This is a genomic window from Sinorhizobium terangae, from assembly GCF_009601505.1.
GTDB lineage: Bacteria > Pseudomonadota > Alphaproteobacteria > Rhizobiales > Rhizobiaceae > Sinorhizobium > Sinorhizobium terangae.
Window position 1 is genome coordinate 1 of record NZ_WITC01000078.1, and the last position, 19,588, is coordinate 19,588.

At 61.1% G+C, this 19,588-nt stretch carries 13 protein-coding genes; 9 read left to right on the forward strand and 4 right to left on the reverse strand.

Annotation, left to right across the window (positions count from 1 at the left end):
* Positions 1-282: 282 nt before the first annotated feature.
* From GHK62_RS19015 to GHK62_RS19025, 3 genes are all read right to left on the reverse strand, one after another.
* The gene (locus tag GHK62_RS19015) at positions 283-1,485 is read right to left on the reverse strand and encodes a mandelate racemase/muconate lactonizing enzyme family protein (protein WP_153440684.1); all 1,203 of its coding nucleotides are present in this window, start codon (positions 1,483-1,485) and stop codon (positions 283-285) included.
* A 20-nt stretch (positions 1,486-1,505) separates the two neighbouring features.
* The gene (locus tag GHK62_RS19020; RefSeq protein ID WP_153440685.1) at positions 1,506-2,222 is read right to left on the reverse strand and encodes a FadR/GntR family transcriptional regulator; all 717 of its coding nucleotides are present in this window, start codon (positions 2,220-2,222) and stop codon (positions 1,506-1,508) included.
* Between the two features lie 127 nt (positions 2,223-2,349).
* Positions 2,350-2,724 (reverse strand): VOC family protein, encoded by a 375-nt coding sequence (locus GHK62_RS19025; RefSeq protein WP_153440686.1) that lies wholly within the window; start codon positions 2,722-2,724, stop codon positions 2,350-2,352.
* A 190-nt stretch (positions 2,725-2,914) separates the two neighbouring features.
* On the opposite strand from GHK62_RS19025, the gene GHK62_RS19030 reads away from it, so the two are divergent.
* From GHK62_RS19030 to glgB, 3 genes are read left to right on the forward strand one after another with little or no spacing between them, the layout of a single operon-like run.
* Positions 2,915-6,169, forward strand: coding sequence for a maltotransferase domain-containing protein (locus GHK62_RS19030; RefSeq protein WP_153440687.1), 3,255 nt, complete (start codon positions 2,915-2,917; stop codon positions 6,167-6,169).
* 21 nt (positions 6,170-6,190) lie between these two features.
* Complete coding sequence (gene treS / locus GHK62_RS19035; protein WP_234886964.1) at positions 6,191-9,502, forward strand: maltose alpha-D-glucosyltransferase; 3,312 nt, start codon at positions 6,191-6,193, stop codon at positions 9,500-9,502.
* Positions 9,492-11,699 (forward strand): 1,4-alpha-glucan branching protein GlgB, encoded by a 2,208-nt coding sequence (glgB, locus tag GHK62_RS19040; protein ID WP_153440689.1) that lies wholly within the window; start codon positions 9,492-9,494, stop codon positions 11,697-11,699. The genes treS and glgB overlap by 11 nt, the downstream gene beginning before the upstream one ends.
* Positions 11,700-11,815: 116 nt before the next feature.
* Here the strand turns inward: glgB and GHK62_RS19045 are convergent, their stop codons facing one another.
* Complete coding sequence (locus tag GHK62_RS19045) at positions 11,816-12,757, reverse strand: LysR substrate-binding domain-containing protein (protein WP_153440690.1); 942 nt, start codon at positions 12,755-12,757, stop codon at positions 11,816-11,818.
* Positions 12,758-12,863: 106 nt separating this feature from the next.
* On the opposite strand from GHK62_RS19045, the gene GHK62_RS19050 reads away from it, so the two are divergent.
* From GHK62_RS19050 to GHK62_RS19075, 6 genes are read left to right on the forward strand one after another with little or no spacing between them, the layout of a single operon-like run.
* Complete coding sequence (locus tag GHK62_RS19050) at positions 12,864-14,051, forward strand: trans-sulfuration enzyme family protein (RefSeq protein ID WP_153440691.1); 1,188 nt, start codon at positions 12,864-12,866, stop codon at positions 14,049-14,051.
* A 52-nt stretch (positions 14,052-14,103) separates the two neighbouring features.
* Positions 14,104-15,702 carry an ABC transporter substrate-binding protein gene (locus GHK62_RS19055; protein WP_153440692.1) on the forward strand — a complete coding sequence of 533 codons (1,599 nt, stop codon included), beginning with the start codon at positions 14,104-14,106 and terminating at the stop codon, positions 15,700-15,702.
* Between the two features lie 10 nt (positions 15,703-15,712).
* Positions 15,713-16,648 (forward strand): ABC transporter permease, encoded by a 936-nt coding sequence (locus tag GHK62_RS19060; RefSeq protein ID WP_184108484.1) that lies wholly within the window; start codon positions 15,713-15,715, stop codon positions 16,646-16,648.
* A 2-nt stretch (positions 16,649-16,650) separates the two neighbouring features.
* Positions 16,651-17,544 (forward strand): ABC transporter permease, encoded by an 894-nt coding sequence (locus GHK62_RS19065; RefSeq protein WP_153440694.1) that lies wholly within the window; start codon positions 16,651-16,653, stop codon positions 17,542-17,544.
* Entirely contained in the window at positions 17,541-18,542 is a 1,002-nt protein-coding gene (locus GHK62_RS19070; RefSeq protein WP_153440695.1) for an ABC transporter ATP-binding protein, read from the forward strand. Before GHK62_RS19065 ends, GHK62_RS19070 begins: the two co-directional genes overlap by 4 nt.
* The gene (locus GHK62_RS19075; protein ID WP_153440696.1) at positions 18,539-19,537 is read left to right on the forward strand and encodes an ABC transporter ATP-binding protein; all 999 of its coding nucleotides are present in this window, start codon (positions 18,539-18,541) and stop codon (positions 19,535-19,537) included. The genes GHK62_RS19070 and GHK62_RS19075 overlap by 4 nt, the downstream gene beginning before the upstream one ends.
* Positions 19,538-19,588: the final 51 nt, after the last annotated feature.

A 19,588-nucleotide genomic window follows, 5' to 3' on the forward strand; every position in this document is an offset into this window, starting at 1 on the left:
TAAAAACATGCAGCAATTCAAAGTGCTACAGCGTCCTTTGCGCGTCTGACGCGCGGCGCTGTAGTGGCGGTCCTTCGGGACTGCACCAAAAAGGACGCCCACGGCGGTCCCCGCTGCGGGCGTCTCTTTTATGTTGTGTGTCCCGAGAAGACCGGCGCTGGCTTTGGCATACCTATCGTGTCGTTCAGCCCGAACAGCACCTGCCGAGCAGCATTACCGCGGCGGGCTGGCGAAGGCGGCGAGCTCAAGAGTTGCCGCAGACGCCCTATTGGTTTGCCATCGTCAGATGCTCGAGGCGTCCGACATGCGGCGGCTGACTGTGAATATCTTCTCGATCTCGGGATGAAGTTCCATGCCGAGGCCCGGACCGGGGGGAACCGTGATCATCCCGTTCGTCACCTCCGGCAGCGCGGTTACAAGATCGCGATACCAGGTGTTGTAGAAGGCCCGCACGCTTTCCTGGACCAGCGCATTCGGTGCATTGAGCGACAGATGGGTCGAGGCGCAGAGCACCACCGGGCCGGTGCAGTCGTGGGGGGCGACCGGCAGGTGCCAGGCTTCGGCCATCGACGCGATCTTGCGGGCTTCCGAGAGCCCGCCGCACCAGGATATGTCGAGCATGACGACGCCGGCAGCGCCGGTTTCAAGATAGTCGCGGAAACCCCACCGGGTGGCGAGCGTTTCGGAAGCCGAGATCGGGGCCGGGGAGACTTCGGCATAGCGCTTCAGGCTCGAAAGGCTGTCCATCTTGATCGGATCTTCATGCCAGAAGGTGTTGAAAGGGGCGAGCGCTTTGGCGATCTGCATGGCCGGCAGCAACTGCCACATGGAGTGGAACTCGACCATGATGTCCATCTTGTCGCCGACGGCCGCGCGGATCTTTTCGAAGGGAACGAGCGCCCGCTTGAGGTCGGGAACCGAGATGTACTGCCCGCGCGTCTTTTCGGCGGCCGCGTCGAACGGCCAGATCTTCATGGCGGTGATGCCGTCTTCGAGCAGCGAGAGCGCCAGTTCGTCGGCGCGGTGCAGGAAGCCGTTCAGGTCGTCATAGTCCTTGCCGGTCGAAAGGCCGTAGTTGGCGGTCGTCTGGCCGGTCGCCTTCTTGATGTATTCGGTGCCGGCGCAGGTGTTATAGGTGCGGATCTCGCGGCGCGTGAAGCCGCCGAGAAGCTGGGCGATCGGCTGCCCCGTCGCCTTTCCGAAAATGTCCCAGAGCGCGATGTCGAAGGCGGAGTTGCCGCGCACTTCGGCGCCGGAGGAACGGAAGCCGATATAGCCGACGAGATCGGCCGCGAGGCGGTCGATCTCCAGCGGATCACGGCCGATCACGCGGGGCGCGATGTACTCGTGGATGTAGGCTTCGACGGTCTCCGCGCCGAAGAAGGTTTCCCCGAGGCCGGTTATGCCTTCGTCGGTATGCACGAGCAGCCAGAGGAGATTGGCGCGCTCGGCGACGCGCACGGTTTCGAGACCTGTGATTTTCATGGGAACTCCAGTTTCTTGGTTCAGGTCAGGCCGGCACGGGCGAGAGCCCTGAGGCTCTCGTCGAAATGCCGGTCCATGATGGTCGAGGCCGCCTGAGGGTCGGAGGCGGCGATCGCCTCGGCGAGGTCGAGGTGCAGGTGGTTCATGGCTTCGCGTTCGTCGTCGGTGGCACGCGCCTTCCAGCCGATCGGCCAACTCTCGACGATCACGCCCTGAAAGGCGCCGATGATGAGGGCGAAGACGGGGTTCTTCGAGGCGCGCGCGATCGCCAGATGAAGGGCGAGGTCGTTTTCCATGACGACGGCCGGCTGGTCGAGGCGGTTCTGCATGGCGCGGGCGAAACCGAGAATCGCGTCCGCCTCCTTGTCTGTGCGCAGCAGGGCGGCGAGCGTTGCCGTACGCCCCTCGATGGTGCGGCGCGCGTCATAGATCTGGCGGATGTCGATCTGGTCGGTGAACAGGCCGTGCCGGAAGGTCATGGCGATGGAACTGTCGTCGAGTTCGGCGACGGTGGGCCGCTTGCCGGCACCGAGGTCGATCAGTCGCATCGCGGCGAGCGAACGAAGGGCCTCGCGAACAACGGTGCGGGACACGTTGAGGCTTTCCGTCAGGGCTGATTCGGAGGGCAGGCGATCCCCCGGCTTCAACTGGCTTTCGCGAATGAAGGCGGAAATCTGCGAGACCGCGCCTGCGACGAGGTCGCCGGAAGATGGAGTGGCCGGGTCCGTTTCGCTCATTCTCTATCCTATGGCTTTTGAAAACCTGTATTATAGGTTTGTGCAAATGCCAAGGGCGAAAGGATAAGGCGAACGTAAAAAGAGGTCAGCCGTCGGCGAAGCCCGCTTGTGGACGTCGCCTGAAAGGTTAGCCCTCAGGTTCGTGGCAAACCGCCTCGATGTTGTGCCCGTCCGGGCCAATGACGAAAGCGGCATAGTAGTTGGCATGGTAGTGCGGGCGCAGACCAGGCGCACCATTGTCCTTGCCGCCCGCCTCCAGAGCCGCGCGATAGAACGCTTCGACTTGCTGGCGGTTCTCGGCCGTGAAGGCCAAGTGAAGATGCGCCGGCTTCTCCTCGGTTTGGTAGAGGCACAATGAAGCCTTGCCCTTTGGGCTAAGCTCGACGCCGTACGAAGGCGGCCCCTCCGCGACAACGGCTACGCCGAGCGGTTCGAGTGCCTTGAGGAAGAACGCTTTGCTCGCTGCATAGTCGCTCACTCCGAATTTGACGTGGTCAAACATGAGGTCTCCTGAAGGATGTGGCCTGCCCGACGGCATGCTCCCCGCTGCGCACCTTATAATGTCTGCTTGCGTGACATAATCCAAGAAATCCTCCCTTGTTTGATCGCCGTAGCCAATTCGCCCCTTTTCAAAGGAACAAGCATGGTGACCTCACCGTTAGACGACAAAGGCCTGCAGCGAGGCACGACCGATGAACATACGCTCCCAAGTCGTTTCGCGAATCTCGCTCTCCCAACTGCCACCGCAGATCTACTACGTGCATCCTTTGGTGTTGAAGGGGCTCGACGCGTGGAGAGAGGTTTTCACGCATGCCAAGGGCCTCGGTTTTGATACAGTGCTGACGGCACCCCTTTTTGAACGCGGCCAATATGCCAGTGTCTTCGTCACCCGGCATTTCGATCGGCTCGATCCTGAGCTGGAACTGGGTCAGTCTGTCGAGGATGGCGTCAGGGCGTTGGTTGAGGCAGCTCGGGAGAACGATCTCAAACTCATGCTCGACCTCGTCGCGGATCGGGTGGCCGCCGACGACAAGCTTGCGGGCGCCATCATCGCCGATCCGCGCGTGGCACCGCAGGAAAGCCGCAGCCGGCGCGTCGAATTCATGGGTGAAGCCAGGTACATCGAGGACTGGCGCCGCCGTATGACCTGGCTCACGGGCCTCGGCATTGCGGGCTATCGCTGCCTGGGGATCGGTCGCCTGGCGCCGGAGGCCTGGTACGATCTTATCGCCTCAGTCCGCAACCTGGCGCCAGAAACAATCTTTCTTGCCTGGACGCCCGGCACCGCGTTCGCAGACCGCAAGGCTCTCGACGGGGCGGGCTTCGACGGCAGCTTCTCGTCGCTTGCCTGGTGGAACCTGGAGGAACGCTGGATCACAGACGAATATCAGATTCAGAGGCAGATCGGGTATCAGGTCACCTTCCCGGAGGCGCCGTTCGGCAGGCGGATCGCCCATGGCAGCGACGGTTGTGAAGTGCTGCAGCGCAAGGCCGTCCGCGCGCTGAAGCTGGCTTCCACATTTGCCAGCGGCCTGATGATTCCGATGGGGTTCGAATATGGTGCTGTCACGCCGCTCGATCCGATGCATGGCGATGGAACCGGCCTGCTCGGCCTTCGCAAGCAGGGCTCGTTCGATCTTTCCGACGATATCCGCACCGTAAACGGCTGGCCCAACAAGACGGCCGCCGGCTTCGCGCGGCAGCCACTCAAGCTGATCTCCGCCAGCCAAACGCCGGCCGTCGCTCTGATGCAGACGGACGAGGCCGACATTCGCTCCTCGCAGAAAGTCCGCGTCGTTGTGCTCAACCGCGACCTCAGGCGCGTCGTCAATGCACCGTTCAACGTGTTGCGGGAGGCAGCGTCCCTGTTCCTCCCGCTCTCCGACCCGCAGGCCAAAGACGAGGTTCTCGATGCCAATCTCAAGCTGAAGCCGGGTGAACTGCGCATTTTCGAAGGACAATCATCCGTTCCGATCATCGATGCGGTTCAAGTAACCAGTGCCGACGAGGCCGCCGCGTCTTCGAGATTGGCAATCGAGAAGATCACGCCAGCGGTCGATGACGGCCGTTTCGTCGTCAAGCGCGTTGTCGGCGAGACGGTGAAGGTCGAGGCAGATATTTTCGGCGATGGCCACGACCCGCTTTCGGCCGCCCTGCTCTGGCGAGCCGTCGACGAAAGCGGCTGGAACGAAGTTCACATGGAGCTGATCGAAAATGATCGCTGGCATGCGGAGTTCACGCCCAGGCGCCTGGGAAGGCACGAATTCGTGATTGAAGCCTGGCGCAGTCAGTTTCAGATCTTCCGCTACGAGTTCACCAAGAAGCACGAGGCGCGGCTCGACCTCCGGCTCGAAATCCAGGAGGGCATCAACCTCGTGGTAGACGCGCTCGACTACGCGCAAGGCCAGCTCAAGAGGCAGCTCAAAACCCTGTTCGACAGGCTGACGGCGGCGCAGGATATCCAGCGCATCGAAATCCTGCTGGCGGCAGAAACCGCCGAGCTGATGGCGGCGGCGGATCGACGCCCCCATCGCCTCAGGTCGCAGACCATCCCTCTTGATGCAGAGCGTCCGGCCGCCGCCTTCGCAAGCTGGTACCAGGTATTTCCACGCTCACAGAGCGGCGATCCGACCCGCCACGGCACATTCGACGACGTCATCAAGCGGTTGCCGGCCATCCGCGCCATGGGTTTCGACGTGCTCTATTTCCCGCCGATTCATCCTATCGGCAAGACCAATCGCAAGGGTCGGAACAACAGCCTGCGCGCGGCGCCGGAGGATCCGGGCAGCCCCTATGCCATCGGCTCGCCGGACGGCGGTCACGACGCGATCCATCCTGAGCTCGGCACGTTCGAGGACTTCCGTCGTCTGGTGGACGCCGGCAGGCACGAGGGCCTGGAGATTGCGCTCGATCTCGCCATCCAGTGCTCGCCCGACCACCCGTGGCTGACACAGCATCCGGGCTGGTTCGACTGGCGACCGGACGGAACCATTCGTTATGCGGAAAATCCACCCAAGAAGTACGAAGACATCGTCAATGTGGATTTCTATAGCTGGGACGCGATCCCGTCGCTCTGGATCGAGCTGCGCGATATCGTGCAGAAGTGGATCGACACCGGCGTCAAACTCTTTCGCGTCGACAATCCGCACACCAAGCCCTTCCCGTTCTGGGAGTGGCTGATCGCCGATATCAGGTCGCGGCATCCGGATGTCGTCTTCCTGTCGGAAGCTTTCACCAAGCCGAAGGTGATGTATCGGCTCGCCAAGATCGGCTTTTCTCAATCGTACACCTACTTCACCTGGCGCAACACGAAGTGGGAGCTCGAGCAATACATGCGCGAGATCACCACGCAGGAACCGAAGGAGTTCTTCCGCCCGCACTTCTTCGTCAACACGCACGACATCAACCCCGACTTCCTGCAGAACGCACCGCGTCCGGCCTATCTGGTCCGGGCGGCACTTGCCGCGACACTCTCAGGACTTTGGGGTGTCTACAATGGCTTCGAGCTCTGCGAGGGTCGGCCGGACGCCAAGCGCAAGGAATATGCCGACTCCGAAAAGTATGAGATCCGCGCCTGGGACTACGATCGGCCGGGCAACATCAAATCCGAGATCACAATGCTCAACCGGATCCGAAAGGAAAACCCGGCCCTGCATTCGCATCTCGGCCTTGAGCTTCTCACCGCCTGGAACGACAACATCATGTTCTACGAGAGGATGAGTCCCGGGCGCGAGAACGCTTTGCTCATCGCCGTCAACCTCGATCCCTACAATGCGCAGGAAGCGGACGTGGAAATCCCGCTCCGGTCGTGGAACCTCCCGGACCATGGCACGCTCGACCTCGAAGACCTGATCACAGGTCGCACGTTCAGCTGGACCGGCAGGGTCCAGCACCTTCGGCTCGATCCGCATGCCGGTCTGCCGTTTGCGATCTGGCGCGTGAGATAAGGCAGGAGAAAGAAAATGGACATGGTGATCACAAGCCGCGACCAGGGGCAGGATCAGACCAGCCCGCAAGAACCCGATCCCCTGTGGTATAAGGACGCGCTCATCTACCAACTTCATATCAAGTCGTTCTTCGATGCCAATAACGACGGTATCGGGGACTTCAAGGGCCTTCACGAGAAGCTCGACCATATCGCTTCGCTTGGCGCCAATACCATCTGGCTCTTGCCCTTCTTTCCGTCCCCGCGTCGCGACGACGGATACGATATCGCCGACTACACCAATGTCAGCACGGACTACGGCACGGTGGAGGAGTTCACGGCTTTCGTGGAAGCCGCGCATCGACGCGGGCTCCGGGTGATCATCGAGCTCGTCATCAACCATACGTCCGACCAGCATCCATGGTTCCAGCGGGCGCGGCGCGCGCCCCCCGGCTCGCCGGAGCGGGACTTCTATGTCTGGTCGGATACCGATCAGAAGTTCCCCGAAACCCGGATCATCTTCCTCGACACCGAAAAGTCCAACTGGACATGGGATCCGGTCGCCGGCGCTTATTATTGGCACCGGTTCTATTCCCACCAGCCCGACCTCAATTTCGACAATCCGTTGGTGCTGGAGGAGCTTTTGGGTGTGATGCGCTTCTGGTTGGAGACCGGCATCGACGGCTTCCGGCTCGACGCGATCCCTTACCTGGTGGAACGAGAGGGCACGATCAACGAGAATCTGCCCGAGACGCATGCGATCCTGAAGAAGATCCGTGCGGCCCTTGATTCCACCCATCCCGGCAAGATGTTGCTTGCCGAGGCCAATCAATGGCCGGAGGACACGCGCGACTATTTCGGCGACGGCGATGAATGCCACATGGCCTTCCACTTCCCGCTCATGCCGCGCATGTACATGGCGATCGCCAAGGAAGACCGCTTCCCGATCACCGATATCATGCGGCAGACGCCGGAAATCCCTGAGACGTGCCAATGGGCGATCTTCTTGCGGAACCATGACGAGCTGACGCTGGAGATGGTGACCGATGAAGAGCGCGATTATCTCTGGAACATCTATGCCACCGACCGTCGAGCCCGCATCAATCTCGGGATCCGGCGCCGTCTTTCGCCGCTCATGGAGCGCGATCGCCGTCGCGTCGAGTTGATGAACGCACTCTTATTTTCCATGCCCGGCACGCCTGTGATCTATTACGGCGACGAGATCGGCATGGGTGACAATATCTATCTCGGCGACCGCGACGGTGTGCGCACGCCCATGCAATGGTCGCCGGACCGCAACGGCGGTTTTTCCAAGACGGATCCGGCACGGCTTGTGCTTCCGCCCATCATGGACCCGCTTTACGGCTTTGAGGCAGTCAATGTCGAGGCACAGGGCGCCGATGCTCATTCGCTGCTCAACTGGACACGGCGCATGCTGGCGCTGCGCAGCAAGCATTCGGCATTCGGGCGCGGTTCCCTAAGGTTCCTCTCGCCCGGCAACAGGAAGATTCTTGCCTATCTCCGCGAATATCGCGAGGACACGATCCTCTGCGTCGCCAACTTGTCGCGCCTGCCCCAGGCCGTCGAACTCGACCTTGCGAACTTTGCCGGCCGCACCCCCATCGAGTTGACCGGCATGTCGCCGTTCCCGCCGATCGGGCAGCTCACCTACATGCTCACTCTGCCCCCCTATGGCTTCTTCTGGTTCCTGCTCGCGAAGGAGGCGGACGGCCCCGCCTGGCGCGCCGAACCACCGGAACAGATGCAGGACATGGTGACTATGGTGGTACGCCGCAACCTGCAGGAACTGGTCGATGAGCCGCGGCTATCAGGCACGCTCTCGAACGAGATACTGCCAGCCTATCTTGGCAGGCGGCGTTGGTTCGGCGCCAAGGGCGAGAAGCTGAGGCATGCCTCGCTCGTCGTCGCCACGCCAATTCCCTTCGCCCGTGACCTCTCGCTTGGAGAGGTGGAAGCCGAACTCGACGGCCGCAAGGACACCTATTTGCTGCCACTTGCGGTGTCGTGGGATGACGGGCAGCCAACGGCGCTTGCGCAACAACTCGCGCTTGCCCGCCTCCGCCAGGGCCGCCGCGTCGGATTTTTGACCGACGGCTTTGCGATAGAGGCGTTGGCACGCAGCGTCATCCGCGGACTGCGCGAACGAGCGGTGATCTCCGACCGGGCGGGCACGCTCGAATTCCTCGGCACGGATCTGCTCGACCGCATGAGCATGAACGACGACCTGCCGGTGCGTTGGCTCTCAGCCGAGCAATCCAACAGTTCGCTCATCATCGGCGAGATCGCGATGGTGAAGCTCATCCGCCACGTCCTGCCGGGTGTCCATCCGGAGGTGGAGATGACGCGCCATCTGACGGAAATCGGATATGGGAACACCGCACAGTTGCTCGGCGAAGTGGGGCACACGACGCCGGACGGCTGCCGTTGCACATTGATCATCGTACAAGGAGCGATCCGCAATCAAGGCGATGCCTGGAACTGGATGCTCAGCAACCTGCGCCGCGCGATCGACGAGGTGATGGTGACCGGTGTCGAGGCAGACATGGCAGATGAGTACTTCAGGCCGCTCGTGGATTTCGCCGCGACGATTGGCAGGCGGCTCGGCGAATTGCATGTGGCGCTGGCACAACCGACCGAAAACGAGGATTTCAAACCGGTCCGCATGTCCAAGGAGGATGCCGGACGGTGGGGCGATGCCGTGAAGAAGCAAATTCAGGAAAGCCTCGCCCTCCTCGAGGAGATCCAGGAAAGCCTCGCTCCAGAAGTTGCCCAGCAGATCGGACCGCTCGTCGCACGACGCGAGGAGCTTTTGAAGTTGGCCGGGCACCTGTCAAAGGCCGCGGCAGGCACGCTGATGACCCGCAATCACGGCGACTTCCATCTGGGCCAGGTTCTGGTTGCGGAAGGTGACGCCTATATCATCGATTTCGAGGGCGAACCCGCCCGCGATCTCGCTGAGCGCCGCGCCAAGACCAATCCGCTGCGGGATGTTGCGGGGCTACTGAGATCGCTGAGCTATCTTGCAGCGGCCGCCAATCTCGAGCGGGAGCTGGTGAGCGAGGTGGACGATCGAAGACATGCCGCGCTCGTGGCGCGCTTCGTCGAAATGGCGGAACCTGCCTTCCTCGAAGGTTATCTCGACGCCATCGGCAAGACGCGAGAACTCAGCTTACGTCCGGTTTCGCGCGGTCGCATCCTCGACCTCTTCCTGCTGGAGAAGGCGGCCTACGAGATCGCCTATGAAGCGCGCAATCGCCCCACCTGGCTGCCGCTGCCGCTTGCCGGCTTCTCGGCTATCGCATCGAGACTCTTGGAGACGTCGCATGAGATATGAGCGCGCAGACCTGATGATCGGCACCGTCGCTGAAGGCCTCCAGGCTCTCGTCGAAGGCCGGCATGGCGATCCTTTCTCCATCCTCGGTCGTCATCGATATGACGATCTCAACGTCGTAAGGGCCTTGCTGCCCGGCGCCGTCTCCGTGGACGTGGTCGAGTCCGATACCAACCGCGCGCTGACGCGGCTGGAGCTGATTCATGAGGGCGGCCTTTTCGCCGGTGCGATCGGCAGCGTGGCCAGTTACCGCCTTCGCATCCACTGGCCTGATGCCGTGCAGGAGACGGAGGATCCTTATTCATTCGGCCTTTTGCTCGGCGACCTCGATCTGCACCTGATCTCTCAGGGCACCCACTACGATCTTGGCCGCACACTTGGCGCCATTCCGATGGACGTCGATGGTGTGCAGGGCGTGCGCTTTTCCGTATGGGCACCGAATGCGCGGCGGGTTTCCGTCGTCGGCGATTTCAACAGTTGGGATGGCCGCCGACATCCGATGCGACTGCGGCCGTCAGCGGGCATATGGGAAATCTTCATTCCGCGCCTCACGCATGGAGAGCGCTATAAATACGAGCTGCTCGACGCTCACGGCAATCTCCTGCCTCAGAAAGCAGACCCGGTTGCCCGCGCCAGCGAAGCCGCACCCTCGACGGCTTCGATCGTCGCGTCGTCCAAACCTTTCCGCTGGAGCGACGAGGACTGGATGCGCGCCCGCCGCGCCGAGCGATCGATCAACGGAGCAATCTCGGTCTATGAGGTGCATCCCGGGTCCTGGCTGAGGATCACCGAGGAGGGAAACCGGCCGCTCGACTGGGTCGAGCTCAGCCAGCGGCTGATTCCCTATGCGCGGGATCTCGGCTTCACCCACATCGAATTCCTGCCGATCATGGAACATCCCTTCGGCGGCTCCTGGGGCTACCAGCCGCTCGGCCTCTTCGCTCCCACCGGTCGTTACGGCACGCCGGAGGATTTTGCCTACTTCGTCGACCGCTGCCATGCCGCGGACATCGGCGTCATCCTCGACTGGGTGCCGGCCCATTTTCCCACCGATGTCTGGGGGCTCGCCCGTTTCGACGGCACCGCGCTCTACGAGCATGAGGATCCGCGTGAGGGCTTCCACCGCGACTGGAACACGCTGATTTACAATCTTGGCCGCAACGAGGTGAAAGGATTCCTGATTGCCAGCGCGCTGGAATGGCTGGAGCATTATCACGTGGATGCGTTGCGCGTGGACGCAGTCGCCTCGATGCTCTACCGGGACTACAGCCGTGAGGAGGGTCAATGGATACCAAATCAATACGGCGGTCGCGAGAGCCTCGAAGCAGTGGAGTTCTTGAAGCACCTGAACAGCATCATCCATCAGCGCTTCCCCCATGCCTTCACCGCCGCGGAAGAGTCGACCGCCTGGCCGGATGTGACCAAGGCGCCCGAGGAGGGCGGCCTCGGCTTTGATTTCAAGTGGAACATGGGTTGGATGCACGACACGCTGCACTACATGCAGGAGGATCCAGTCTACCGCAAATACCACCACGGCGCGATGACCTTCGGCATGATCTACGCCTATTCCGAACGGTTCATGCTGCCGCTCTCCCATGACGAGGTCGTGCACGGCAAAGGTTCCTTGCTCGGGAAGATGCCCGGCGACCAGTGGCAGAGGCTGGCGAACCTGCGCGCCTATTACGCCTTCATGTGGGGTCATCCAGGCAAGAAACTGCTCTTCATGGGCGGCGAGCTTGCCCAGGAAGCCGAATGGAGCCATGACGGCTCCGTTCATTGGGACCTGCTCGACCGGCCCGATCATGCGGGCATTCAGCAACTGATCCGCGATCTTAATGGGCTTTATGTGCGAGAACCTGCGCTTCAGTTCGGCGACCTTGACCCGGCTGGCTTCGAATGGGCGGTTGCCGACGACGCGGAAAACTCCATCTACGGCATGCTCCGCAGCTCACAGGACCGCTCCTCGCATATCCTCATCATGTCCAACTTCACGCCGGTGCCGCGGCATGATTATCGCGTTGGCGTGCCGATAGAAGGACGCTTTGAGGTGGTGCTCAACACCGATGCCGCGATCTATGGAGGATCCAATCTCGGCCAGGCTGAAGCCTGGGCTGAACGCCATCCGGCGCATGGCAGGGACTTCTCCATCCTTCTTACACTGCCGCCGCTCGCGACGATCTTCCTGCGGTGGAAGCGGTAGGAGGTCCGACCGGATGGGCTTGCGAAAGTCATCACGCACTTCAGCGAGGGATCGTCAAACGCGCGTTCGGCGCATCACGCCTTGCTCCTGCACATCATCCCGTATTGGCGAATCGTCTACCTGAATTCGATCGCGGCCGCCCCGCTGGAACGGGCGGTGGGGGCAGCGGTCCCGTCGTCAGCGCTCGCGTGCTTTTTCAGTTCGCTCATGAGATCCCGCACAATCTTCGAAGGCCGCCCGTTTGGCGGCAACAGCAGGAGTGTACGAAAATAGACGGCCCGTTCAAACGGGCGAATGACGATATTTTTGCCGAGAAATGGTTCGGCCGTGATCGGGTTCACTACGCCGCAACCCAGCCCCGCATTCACCATCGCGCATATCGTCGTCGAGTAGGGCGTCTCAAGCACGATCTTCGGCTTCACCGCCTCAGCCTCGAAGATCGCGTCAATCTGCCTCCGGGTGGTGTCCTCCGGGGCGAGTGCGATGAAGGCTTCGCCATGCAGGTCCTGGGGACATATGACCGTCCGCTCCGTCAGGTGGTGATTGGCTGGCAATGCAATGGCCGTGCGATAGTTCGCGAAAGGCTGAGCGTCGACACCGGCCAAATCGATCTCATCGGCCGCCAGGCCGATATCGAATTGCCCGGAGCTAACGAGATCCTTCACCATCGAGGACATTCGGGCCTGGAATGTAATCGCCACTTCGGGGTGCCGTTTTTGAAACGCGTAGAGCGCCTTTGGAACAACATTGGTGCTGAGTGCCGAAAGACTGGCCAGTCGAATTTCCCCGGAGCCGAAATCGCGAATGCGTGCCGCTGCGCTGCGCAGATGAATAAGTCCCGTGAAGGACTGCTCGACCTCGCGAAAGAAAAGCTGCGCCTCCGAAGTCGGCACCAGCCGTCCATTGATCCGATGGAAGAGTGCAAGCCCGGTGCCGCGCTCGAGTTCCTGGATGGCTTTGCTGACAGCCGGCTGCGAAATCCTCAGGACTTCGGCGGCGCGTGAGGCTGTGCCATTGGTCATCACTGCATGGAAAACTTCGATCTGACGCAGATTCATGGATTTCCCTATAACCCACAAGAATAGACGGCATCGATCTTAATATTAGACGGAATAGATAGCCAACTGCTTAAATCCTCCTTGCAACGAAGAGGAGCAGACAGGAATGAAGGATCACACGACGTGTGTGGTGACGCCGAAGGTAAAGACCGATGGCTTCGATCCGCTCGGGGTCGCAGTCCATCGCGGCTCGACGATCACGTTCAGGTCCGCCGAGGAATACGCCAACCGCGCTGCGCGCGGCATGGACGGTTATTCCTACGGCCTGTACGGAACACCAACGACACGCACGCTGGAGCGAAAGATTACTCAATTGGAGCAGGGCGCCAGGACGTTCCTGACACCCTCCGGACAAGCTTCAAATGCAATCTCGATGGTCGCGTTTGTTGGGGCAGGGGACAAGGTTCTCATTGCAGACAACTGCTACCCTCCAGTTCGCGATTTCGCGACCAATGACCTGAAACGTCTCGGGGTGACTGCAGGCTTCTATGATCCCTCCTCGCCGCGCGATCTTGAGCGTCGCATCGACGATCGGACACGAATGGTCTGGTGCGAGTCTCCCGGCTCGACCACAATGGAAATCCAGGACCTGCCAGCAATCGTCGAGATCGCCCATGGTGCAGGTGCGCTTGTCGGATGCGACAACACGTGGGCGACGCCGCTCAACTACAAGCCGCTGTGTCATGGCGTTGATATCGTCACGGAGGCTTTGACGAAATACGTGTCCGGCCACTCCGACGTCCTCATGGGATCCATCACAGTGTCCACAGAGGCCCTCGCCGGTTCGATACGCGGGGTGCTGGGACGATACGGGATCGGGGTGTCACCGGACGACGCGGCGTTGGTGCTGCGCGGCATGGAAACCCTCCCTGTCAGGCTTGCTTATGCATTCGAGTCTGCGTTGGAACTGGCAGCGATTTTCCGTGACCATCCGCTCGTCGATCGTGTCCTGTTCCCGCCGATGCCTGGCTGCCCGGGACATGAACTCTGGAAGCGTGACTTTCTTGGCGCAAGCGGCGTTTTCAGCGTGGTGTTCAAGCCTGAAGTATCCGCCCACGTCGCCGCAACGCTAGACACACTGCAGGTCTTCGCGATTGGGGCATCCTGGGGCGGCACGCGCAGTCTTGTTGCGCCGATGCAGGTGCGGGCAAATCGAAGCGCAACCGAATGGACGGATGACGACCTGCTTCTGCGCGTCAGTGCAGGCCTTGAGGCGCGCGAGGACTTGCGCGCTGACATCGAGCGGATGCTTGCCGCCTTGGAGGAGAAAGCCGCCGTGCGCGGCGCCTGGTAACCGCGCTGGAGAGAGCGCAATACACACTCAACAACAAAAGAGGGGAATGAAGATGAGTAAGAGGATTTCGTCGTTCACAATAAACCGACGCCATTTCCTGGGCGGATTGTCAGGGATTGTCTGTGTCACGGCGGGTGCAAGCTTGCTTCCCCGCATCGCATCGGCAGCAGTGGAGGAGGGCACACTAAAGGTGGCCATCGCCAAGGCTGCCGGCGATCTCAATCCGCACAAATACACCGGCCTCTTTGCCGTGCAGGATCTCCTGTTCGAGCCGCTGTTCAAATACGCTCATGACGGGAGCATCGAGCCCGGCCTGGCGACGGAATGGTCGGTGGAAGACGGCGGCAAGTTGCTGAACATTACGCTTCGCGAGGGCGTGACTTTCCACGACGGGGCGCCTTTTGATGCCGCGGCGCTCAAATGGAATCTCGACCGTTGGATCGGAATCGAAGCCAACAACTGGATGAACTCGTCGCGTCTTTTCGCCGGCCTTGACATCGTCGACGACCATCATGTGCGAATTCTGTTCCGCGAACCGGTGCTTGGTCTCCTGCAGGAGTTTTCCTATGTTCGGCCCGTCCGCTTCCTGAGCCCGCATTCGGTCGGCGAAGATGGAAGCTACAAGGAGCCCATTGGAACCGGTCCATGGCGCCAGGGCAGCAGTAGCAACGAGGCAAGCCTCTTCGAGCGCTACGAAGACTATTGGGGTGACAAGCCCGCCTTCCCGAAACTCGAAGTTAGAGTTCTGCCGGACTCCCGCGGTCGCATGGCAGCGCTCAGAGCTGGTGATATCGACCTGATCGGGGGTGCGTTCGCGTCGCCGCTCACCGCTACGGAGGCGCAAACCCTGAGTGCAGCGGGCGTCCAAGTCGTGATCGATCCGGGCACCACGACGATGGTGATGGCTTTCAATCCCGATCGTGTAGACGCTTTGAAGGATCCCACGGTACGCAAGGCTATCAATATCGGCATCGATCGAACGGCGATCTCCCAGGTTCTTTATCGCGGCCTTGCGGCTTCTACTGGAAACCTGTTCTCGCCGAACGTGCCGATGTCGGGCAACCGCTACGAAACGCCGGTCCGCGACATCGAGGCAGCGAAGGCCCTCCTTGAGGAAGCAGGCTGGACCGGTGAACCGGTGCGTTCGAAGAACGGCCAGCAACTGGCGCTCGAACTCGTCGTCAGCGAGGAGCAGATTCCGGGCTCTCGGTCCGTGGCCGAGGTCATCCAGTCAGAGTTGATGGAGCTTGGCATCCAGGTGACGATCCGCTCGGTCGATCACGCGTCACGGCACAGCGATATCCCCGAACGCAAATTCGATCTCGCCTTCTTTCAGACCTTCGGCGCTCCTTACGAGCCGTTCGGTACGATCGTCGGGCTGTTCCTTTCGACTTACGACAATGGCGTCGACGGAAAGCTGTTCATCGATGCGGAGCATCTTGACCCGCTGGTGACGGCCGCAATGTCTGCGTCGGAAGACGAAATGGGTGCAGCGCTTCAGAAAGTCTACGACTGGCTGCACGATAATGACGCGATCGCACCGCTCCTGCTTGTACCGGGCATCTGGGCCCATTCGGACCGCGTCAGCGGCTTCGAGGGTCCAGCGACCGAATACGACATGCCCTACGAGCACATTTCGCTGGTGGAATGAGGAGGAGACGGTGATCCGCTTTATCGTCAAAAGAGCACGCAATGCCGTCATCCTTTTGTTTCTGGCATCGCTGCTCTGCTTTACGCTGGTGGTTTCAGCGCCAGGCAATGTGGCAATCCTGATTGCCGAGTTGAGGACGCCGACGGCCACCAAGGAGGACATCGCCAAGGTGGCAGAGGAGATCGGCCTCAACAAGCCGCTTCTTATCCGCTACGCCGACTGGCTGACGGGCGCGGCGCAGGGAGATTTCGGGATCTCTTATAAAACCGGCGAGGAGGTCGGTGCGTCGCTCAGAAGCCGGCTATCGGTGACAGCGACGCTCGTCGCCGGAGGGGCGGCCGTCGCCTTCGTGCTCAGTCTCGTCCTCGGATTTGCTGGCGCGCTCGCTGCCCACCGGCTTCCCGACCACCTGACGCGGGGGCTGGCGCTTCTCGGCGCCTCCACGCCCTCCTTCTTCGTGGGAGCGTTGCTGGTCTATGCCTTCTCGGTGTCGCTGCGGCTCTTTCCTACTTTCGGCTACGACGGGTTTGCAAGCTTCATTCTTCCATGGCTCACGTTGGGGTTTCTGCCGGCCGCGGTGCTCAGCCGCGTAATCCGCGTCGGGCTGGAAGAAGTCATGGCGCGTCCTTTTGTCCAGACGGCCATGAGCAAAGGCTTCAGCCGCCCTCGTATTCTCATTCGAGACGCGCTTCCCAACATCGCCCCCACCTACCTTAACGCGCTTGGCACCCAAGTGGGCGTTATGGTGGTCGGAGCAGTGGTTGTTGAGCCGCTCTTTGCCTGGCAGGGGATCGCGGACCTGTTTCTCACCGGTGTGCGTTTCCGCGACTTCATGGTGGTGCAGGCCTGTCTGCTGATCTTCATCACCTTCTTCATCATTTTGAACGTGATCGTCGACATTGCGATGATGCTTACCGATCCTCGTCAGCGTCGTCAGAGGACCTAATCATGAATATTGCTTCCACGTTCCTCGGAGCGCTGAAACGGATGCCGCGCGCAGCGGTAGTGGCCATCGGCTTCTTCGTTTTTGCAGGCGCTTTCGCGCCGTTCCTTGCGCCACACGACCCGAACGCTCAAAACCTGCTGATTGCGGGAGAGGGCCCGTCAACGGCGCATTGGCTCGGCGTCGACCACCTCGGACGCGATACCCTGAGCCGCCTCATAATGGCTGCTCGCACTTCGCTCGTCGGCGTGTGCCTGGTGCTGGCCCTGGCCCATTCGATCGGCATCGCCATCGGCACGATTGCGGGTTATCGGCGCGGCTGGACGGATGAGGTCCTGATGCGCATCGTCGACGTCGGTCTCGCCATCCCCAGCTTGATTGTTTCGCTGGCGGTGATTGGCATCTTCGGGGCGAGCTATTGGAATATGATCCTCGCGCTGGCGCTCGCGTGGTGGCCGGGCAGTGCGCGCATCAGTCGAGCAGTTGCCGTGAACGCCATGAACAGGCCGCACATGGAAGCGCTGCGAGTTCTCGGTGCCAGCCCTTTGCGTATCTATTTCGTTCATTTGCTGCCGGCGACCCTCGGTGCTGTGCTTGTCTATGCCACGGCTGATGCCGGCGCCGTTGCGCTCGCCATTGCCACCTTGAGCTTCCTCGGACTCGGCATCCAGCCACCGACTCCGGAATGGGGACAGATGCTGGTCGACGCGCTTCCGTATCTGGAGGCCGATCCAAGACAAGTGATGCTGCCCGGAATTGCGCTGACCTTGGCGGTGATCGGGTTCAACATTCTCGGCGAAGCCGTTGCTCTGAACCGTGTGCCGAAACCGCTTGGCTCCGCTCTGCTCGCCAGCCGCCGCCGTGTAACGGCACTCTGGACAAAGGAAACTGCCGTATGACCAAGCAACCGCTTCTCGAGGTCACGAACCTTACCGTCGATCTTTTGACAGCACAGACAGCCGTGCGTCCCGTCGATGGTGTCAGCTACAGTCTCAATCGCCGCGAAACCTTGGCAGTCGTGGGGGAGAGCGGCAGCGGCAAGACCGTGATGAATTTCGCCCCGCTCGGCCTTGCGCCTATCGGTGTGGTGGCGGATGTATCGGGTTCGATCCGATTTGATGGAATGGAACTCGTCGGTGCTGGCGAGGACAGCCTTCGAGCCTTGCGAGGCAAATCGGTCGGTTTCATCTTTCAGGATCCGATGAGTGCGCTCAATCCCGCTCGTGCCATCGGAAGGCAGATTGCCGAGATGGCGGAATATCATCTCGGCATGACCGCAAGGGCGGCCGAAGCGCGGGCGCTCGACCTCATTCGCTTGGTCGGAATTTCAGATCCGTCCGCGCGACTGAGGCAATATCCGCACGAACTATCCGGCGGTCTGCGTCAGCGCGTCATGATCGCGATTGCCGTTGCCGCGGAACCCAAGCTTCTGATCGCCGACGAGCCGACGACCGCACTCGATGTGACCGTCCAGGCCCAGATCCTGAAGCTTCTCAAGGAGATCCAGGCAAAACTGGAAATGGCGATGGTGCTGATCACCCATGACATGGGCGTGGTCGCAAGTGCGGCCGACCGCGTCGTGGTGATGTATGCCGGACGCAACGTCGAAACAGGGCCTGTCGAAAAGGTTCTGGTGAGCCCACGGCATCCCTATACGATGGGTCTGATCGACGCGATTCCAAGTCGGTCGGATCCGGTCGGAGCGCCGTTCCGCGGCTTGCCCGGAATGCCGCCGGTGCTTTCTGCGCCCATTCCAGGCTGCGCTTTCGAACCACGCTGTCCACATTCAGTGCCGGCGTGCCGCACACATCGTCCCAAACTCGAACGCACCGTTGATGCGGCCATATTAGCTGCCTGTCCGGTGCTCAACACAAGCTGCAAGGAACGCATCGGATGAAACCTGTTCTGGAAGTTGACCATCTTGTTACGAGTTTCACCGGAACCGTCAGGGGTAAGCCGGTAAAGGCGGTCGATGATGTATCGATCGCTCTTCATCCGGGCGAGATCGTTGGACTGGTCGGCGAATCGGGATGCGGAAAGTCGACGTTGGGGCGCTCTATCGTCGGTCTTGAAACGCCAAGATCGGGAAAGGTCGTCCTGGATGGCGTCGATCTTGGTTCCCTGTCCGGCAAGCGATTACGCGAAGCACGTCGTGCGATCCAATATGTGTTTCAGGACCCCTATGCCTCCCTCAATGACCGCCAGACCATCGGTGAAGCCATTGAAGAAGCACTCATCATCGGCGGGATGACCTCTGCGGAGAAGCGCATAGCACGTACAGCGGAACTGCTCGATCAAGTCGGACTCGCTGCAGCGGTGCGTGACCGGTTCACACGCGAGCTTTCCGGTGGGCAGCGGCAGCGCGTCGCAATTGCCCGTGCGCTCGCGGTAGAGCCGCGAGTGCTGATCTGCGACGAGCCGGTCAGCGCGCTCGATCTGTCAATCCGTGCGCAAGTTATGAACCTGTTCTTGAGTTTGCGGCAGGACCTCGGCGTGGCCTGCCTGTTTATCGCGCATGATCTGGCGCTCGTCCGGCAGGCGGCCACGCGCGTCTATGTGATGTACCTCGGCAAGATCGTCGAGCTTGGTCCCTCGGCAGAACTTTATGAGCGGCCGAGTCATCCGTACACACAGCTCCTTTTGGCGTCGGTACCAGACGCGAACCCGATCGTGGAACGACAGCGCAAGGTTCCACTGATAGCGGGCGAAATTCCAAGCCCGACTAACCCGCCGTCCGGCTGCCGTTTCCGGACACGGTGCCCGCTCGCGGTTGATGCTTGCGCGCAAACGCCGCCACTGCACACGACCGTGTCGCCGGCGCATACTGCCGCCTGCATTTTTGCCAAGGAACTTTACGCCGGCCAAGTGAGTGCGATTCAACTGCCCGCGTGACGGGGATTGGCGAAAAACAGTGCCGGCCTCGCGGGGCCGGCGCTTTTTTCG

Coding starts and splice junctions, on each gene's coding strand:
- GHK62_RS19015 (WP_153440684.1), bottom strand. CDS start 1,485: ATGAAAATCACAGGTCTCGAAACCGTGCGCGTCGCCGAGCGCGCCAAT.
- GHK62_RS19020 (WP_153440685.1), bottom strand. CDS start 2,222: ATGAGCGAAACGGACCCGGCCACTCCATCTTCCGGCGACCTCGTCGCA.
- GHK62_RS19025 (WP_153440686.1), bottom strand. CDS start 2,724: ATGTTTGACCACGTCAAATTCGGAGTGAGCGACTATGCAGCGAGCAAA.
- GHK62_RS19030 (WP_153440687.1), top strand. CDS start 2,915: ATGAACATACGCTCCCAAGTCGTTTCGCGAATCTCGCTCTCCCAACTG.
- treS (WP_234886964.1), top strand. CDS start 6,191: ATGGTGATCACAAGCCGCGACCAGGGGCAGGATCAGACCAGCCCGCAA.
- glgB (WP_153440689.1), top strand. CDS start 9,492: ATGAGATATGAGCGCGCAGACCTGATGATCGGCACCGTCGCTGAAGGC.
- GHK62_RS19045 (WP_153440690.1), bottom strand. CDS start 12,757: ATGAATCTGCGTCAGATCGAAGTTTTCCATGCAGTGATGACCAATGGC.
- GHK62_RS19050 (WP_153440691.1), top strand. CDS start 12,864: ATGAAGGATCACACGACGTGTGTGGTGACGCCGAAGGTAAAGACCGAT.
- GHK62_RS19055 (WP_153440692.1), top strand. CDS start 14,104: ATGAGTAAGAGGATTTCGTCGTTCACAATAAACCGACGCCATTTCCTG.
- GHK62_RS19065 (WP_153440694.1), top strand. CDS start 16,651: ATGAATATTGCTTCCACGTTCCTCGGAGCGCTGAAACGGATGCCGCGC.
- GHK62_RS19070 (WP_153440695.1), top strand. CDS start 17,541: ATGACCAAGCAACCGCTTCTCGAGGTCACGAACCTTACCGTCGATCTT.
- GHK62_RS19075 (WP_153440696.1), top strand. CDS start 18,539: ATGAAACCTGTTCTGGAAGTTGACCATCTTGTTACGAGTTTCACCGGA.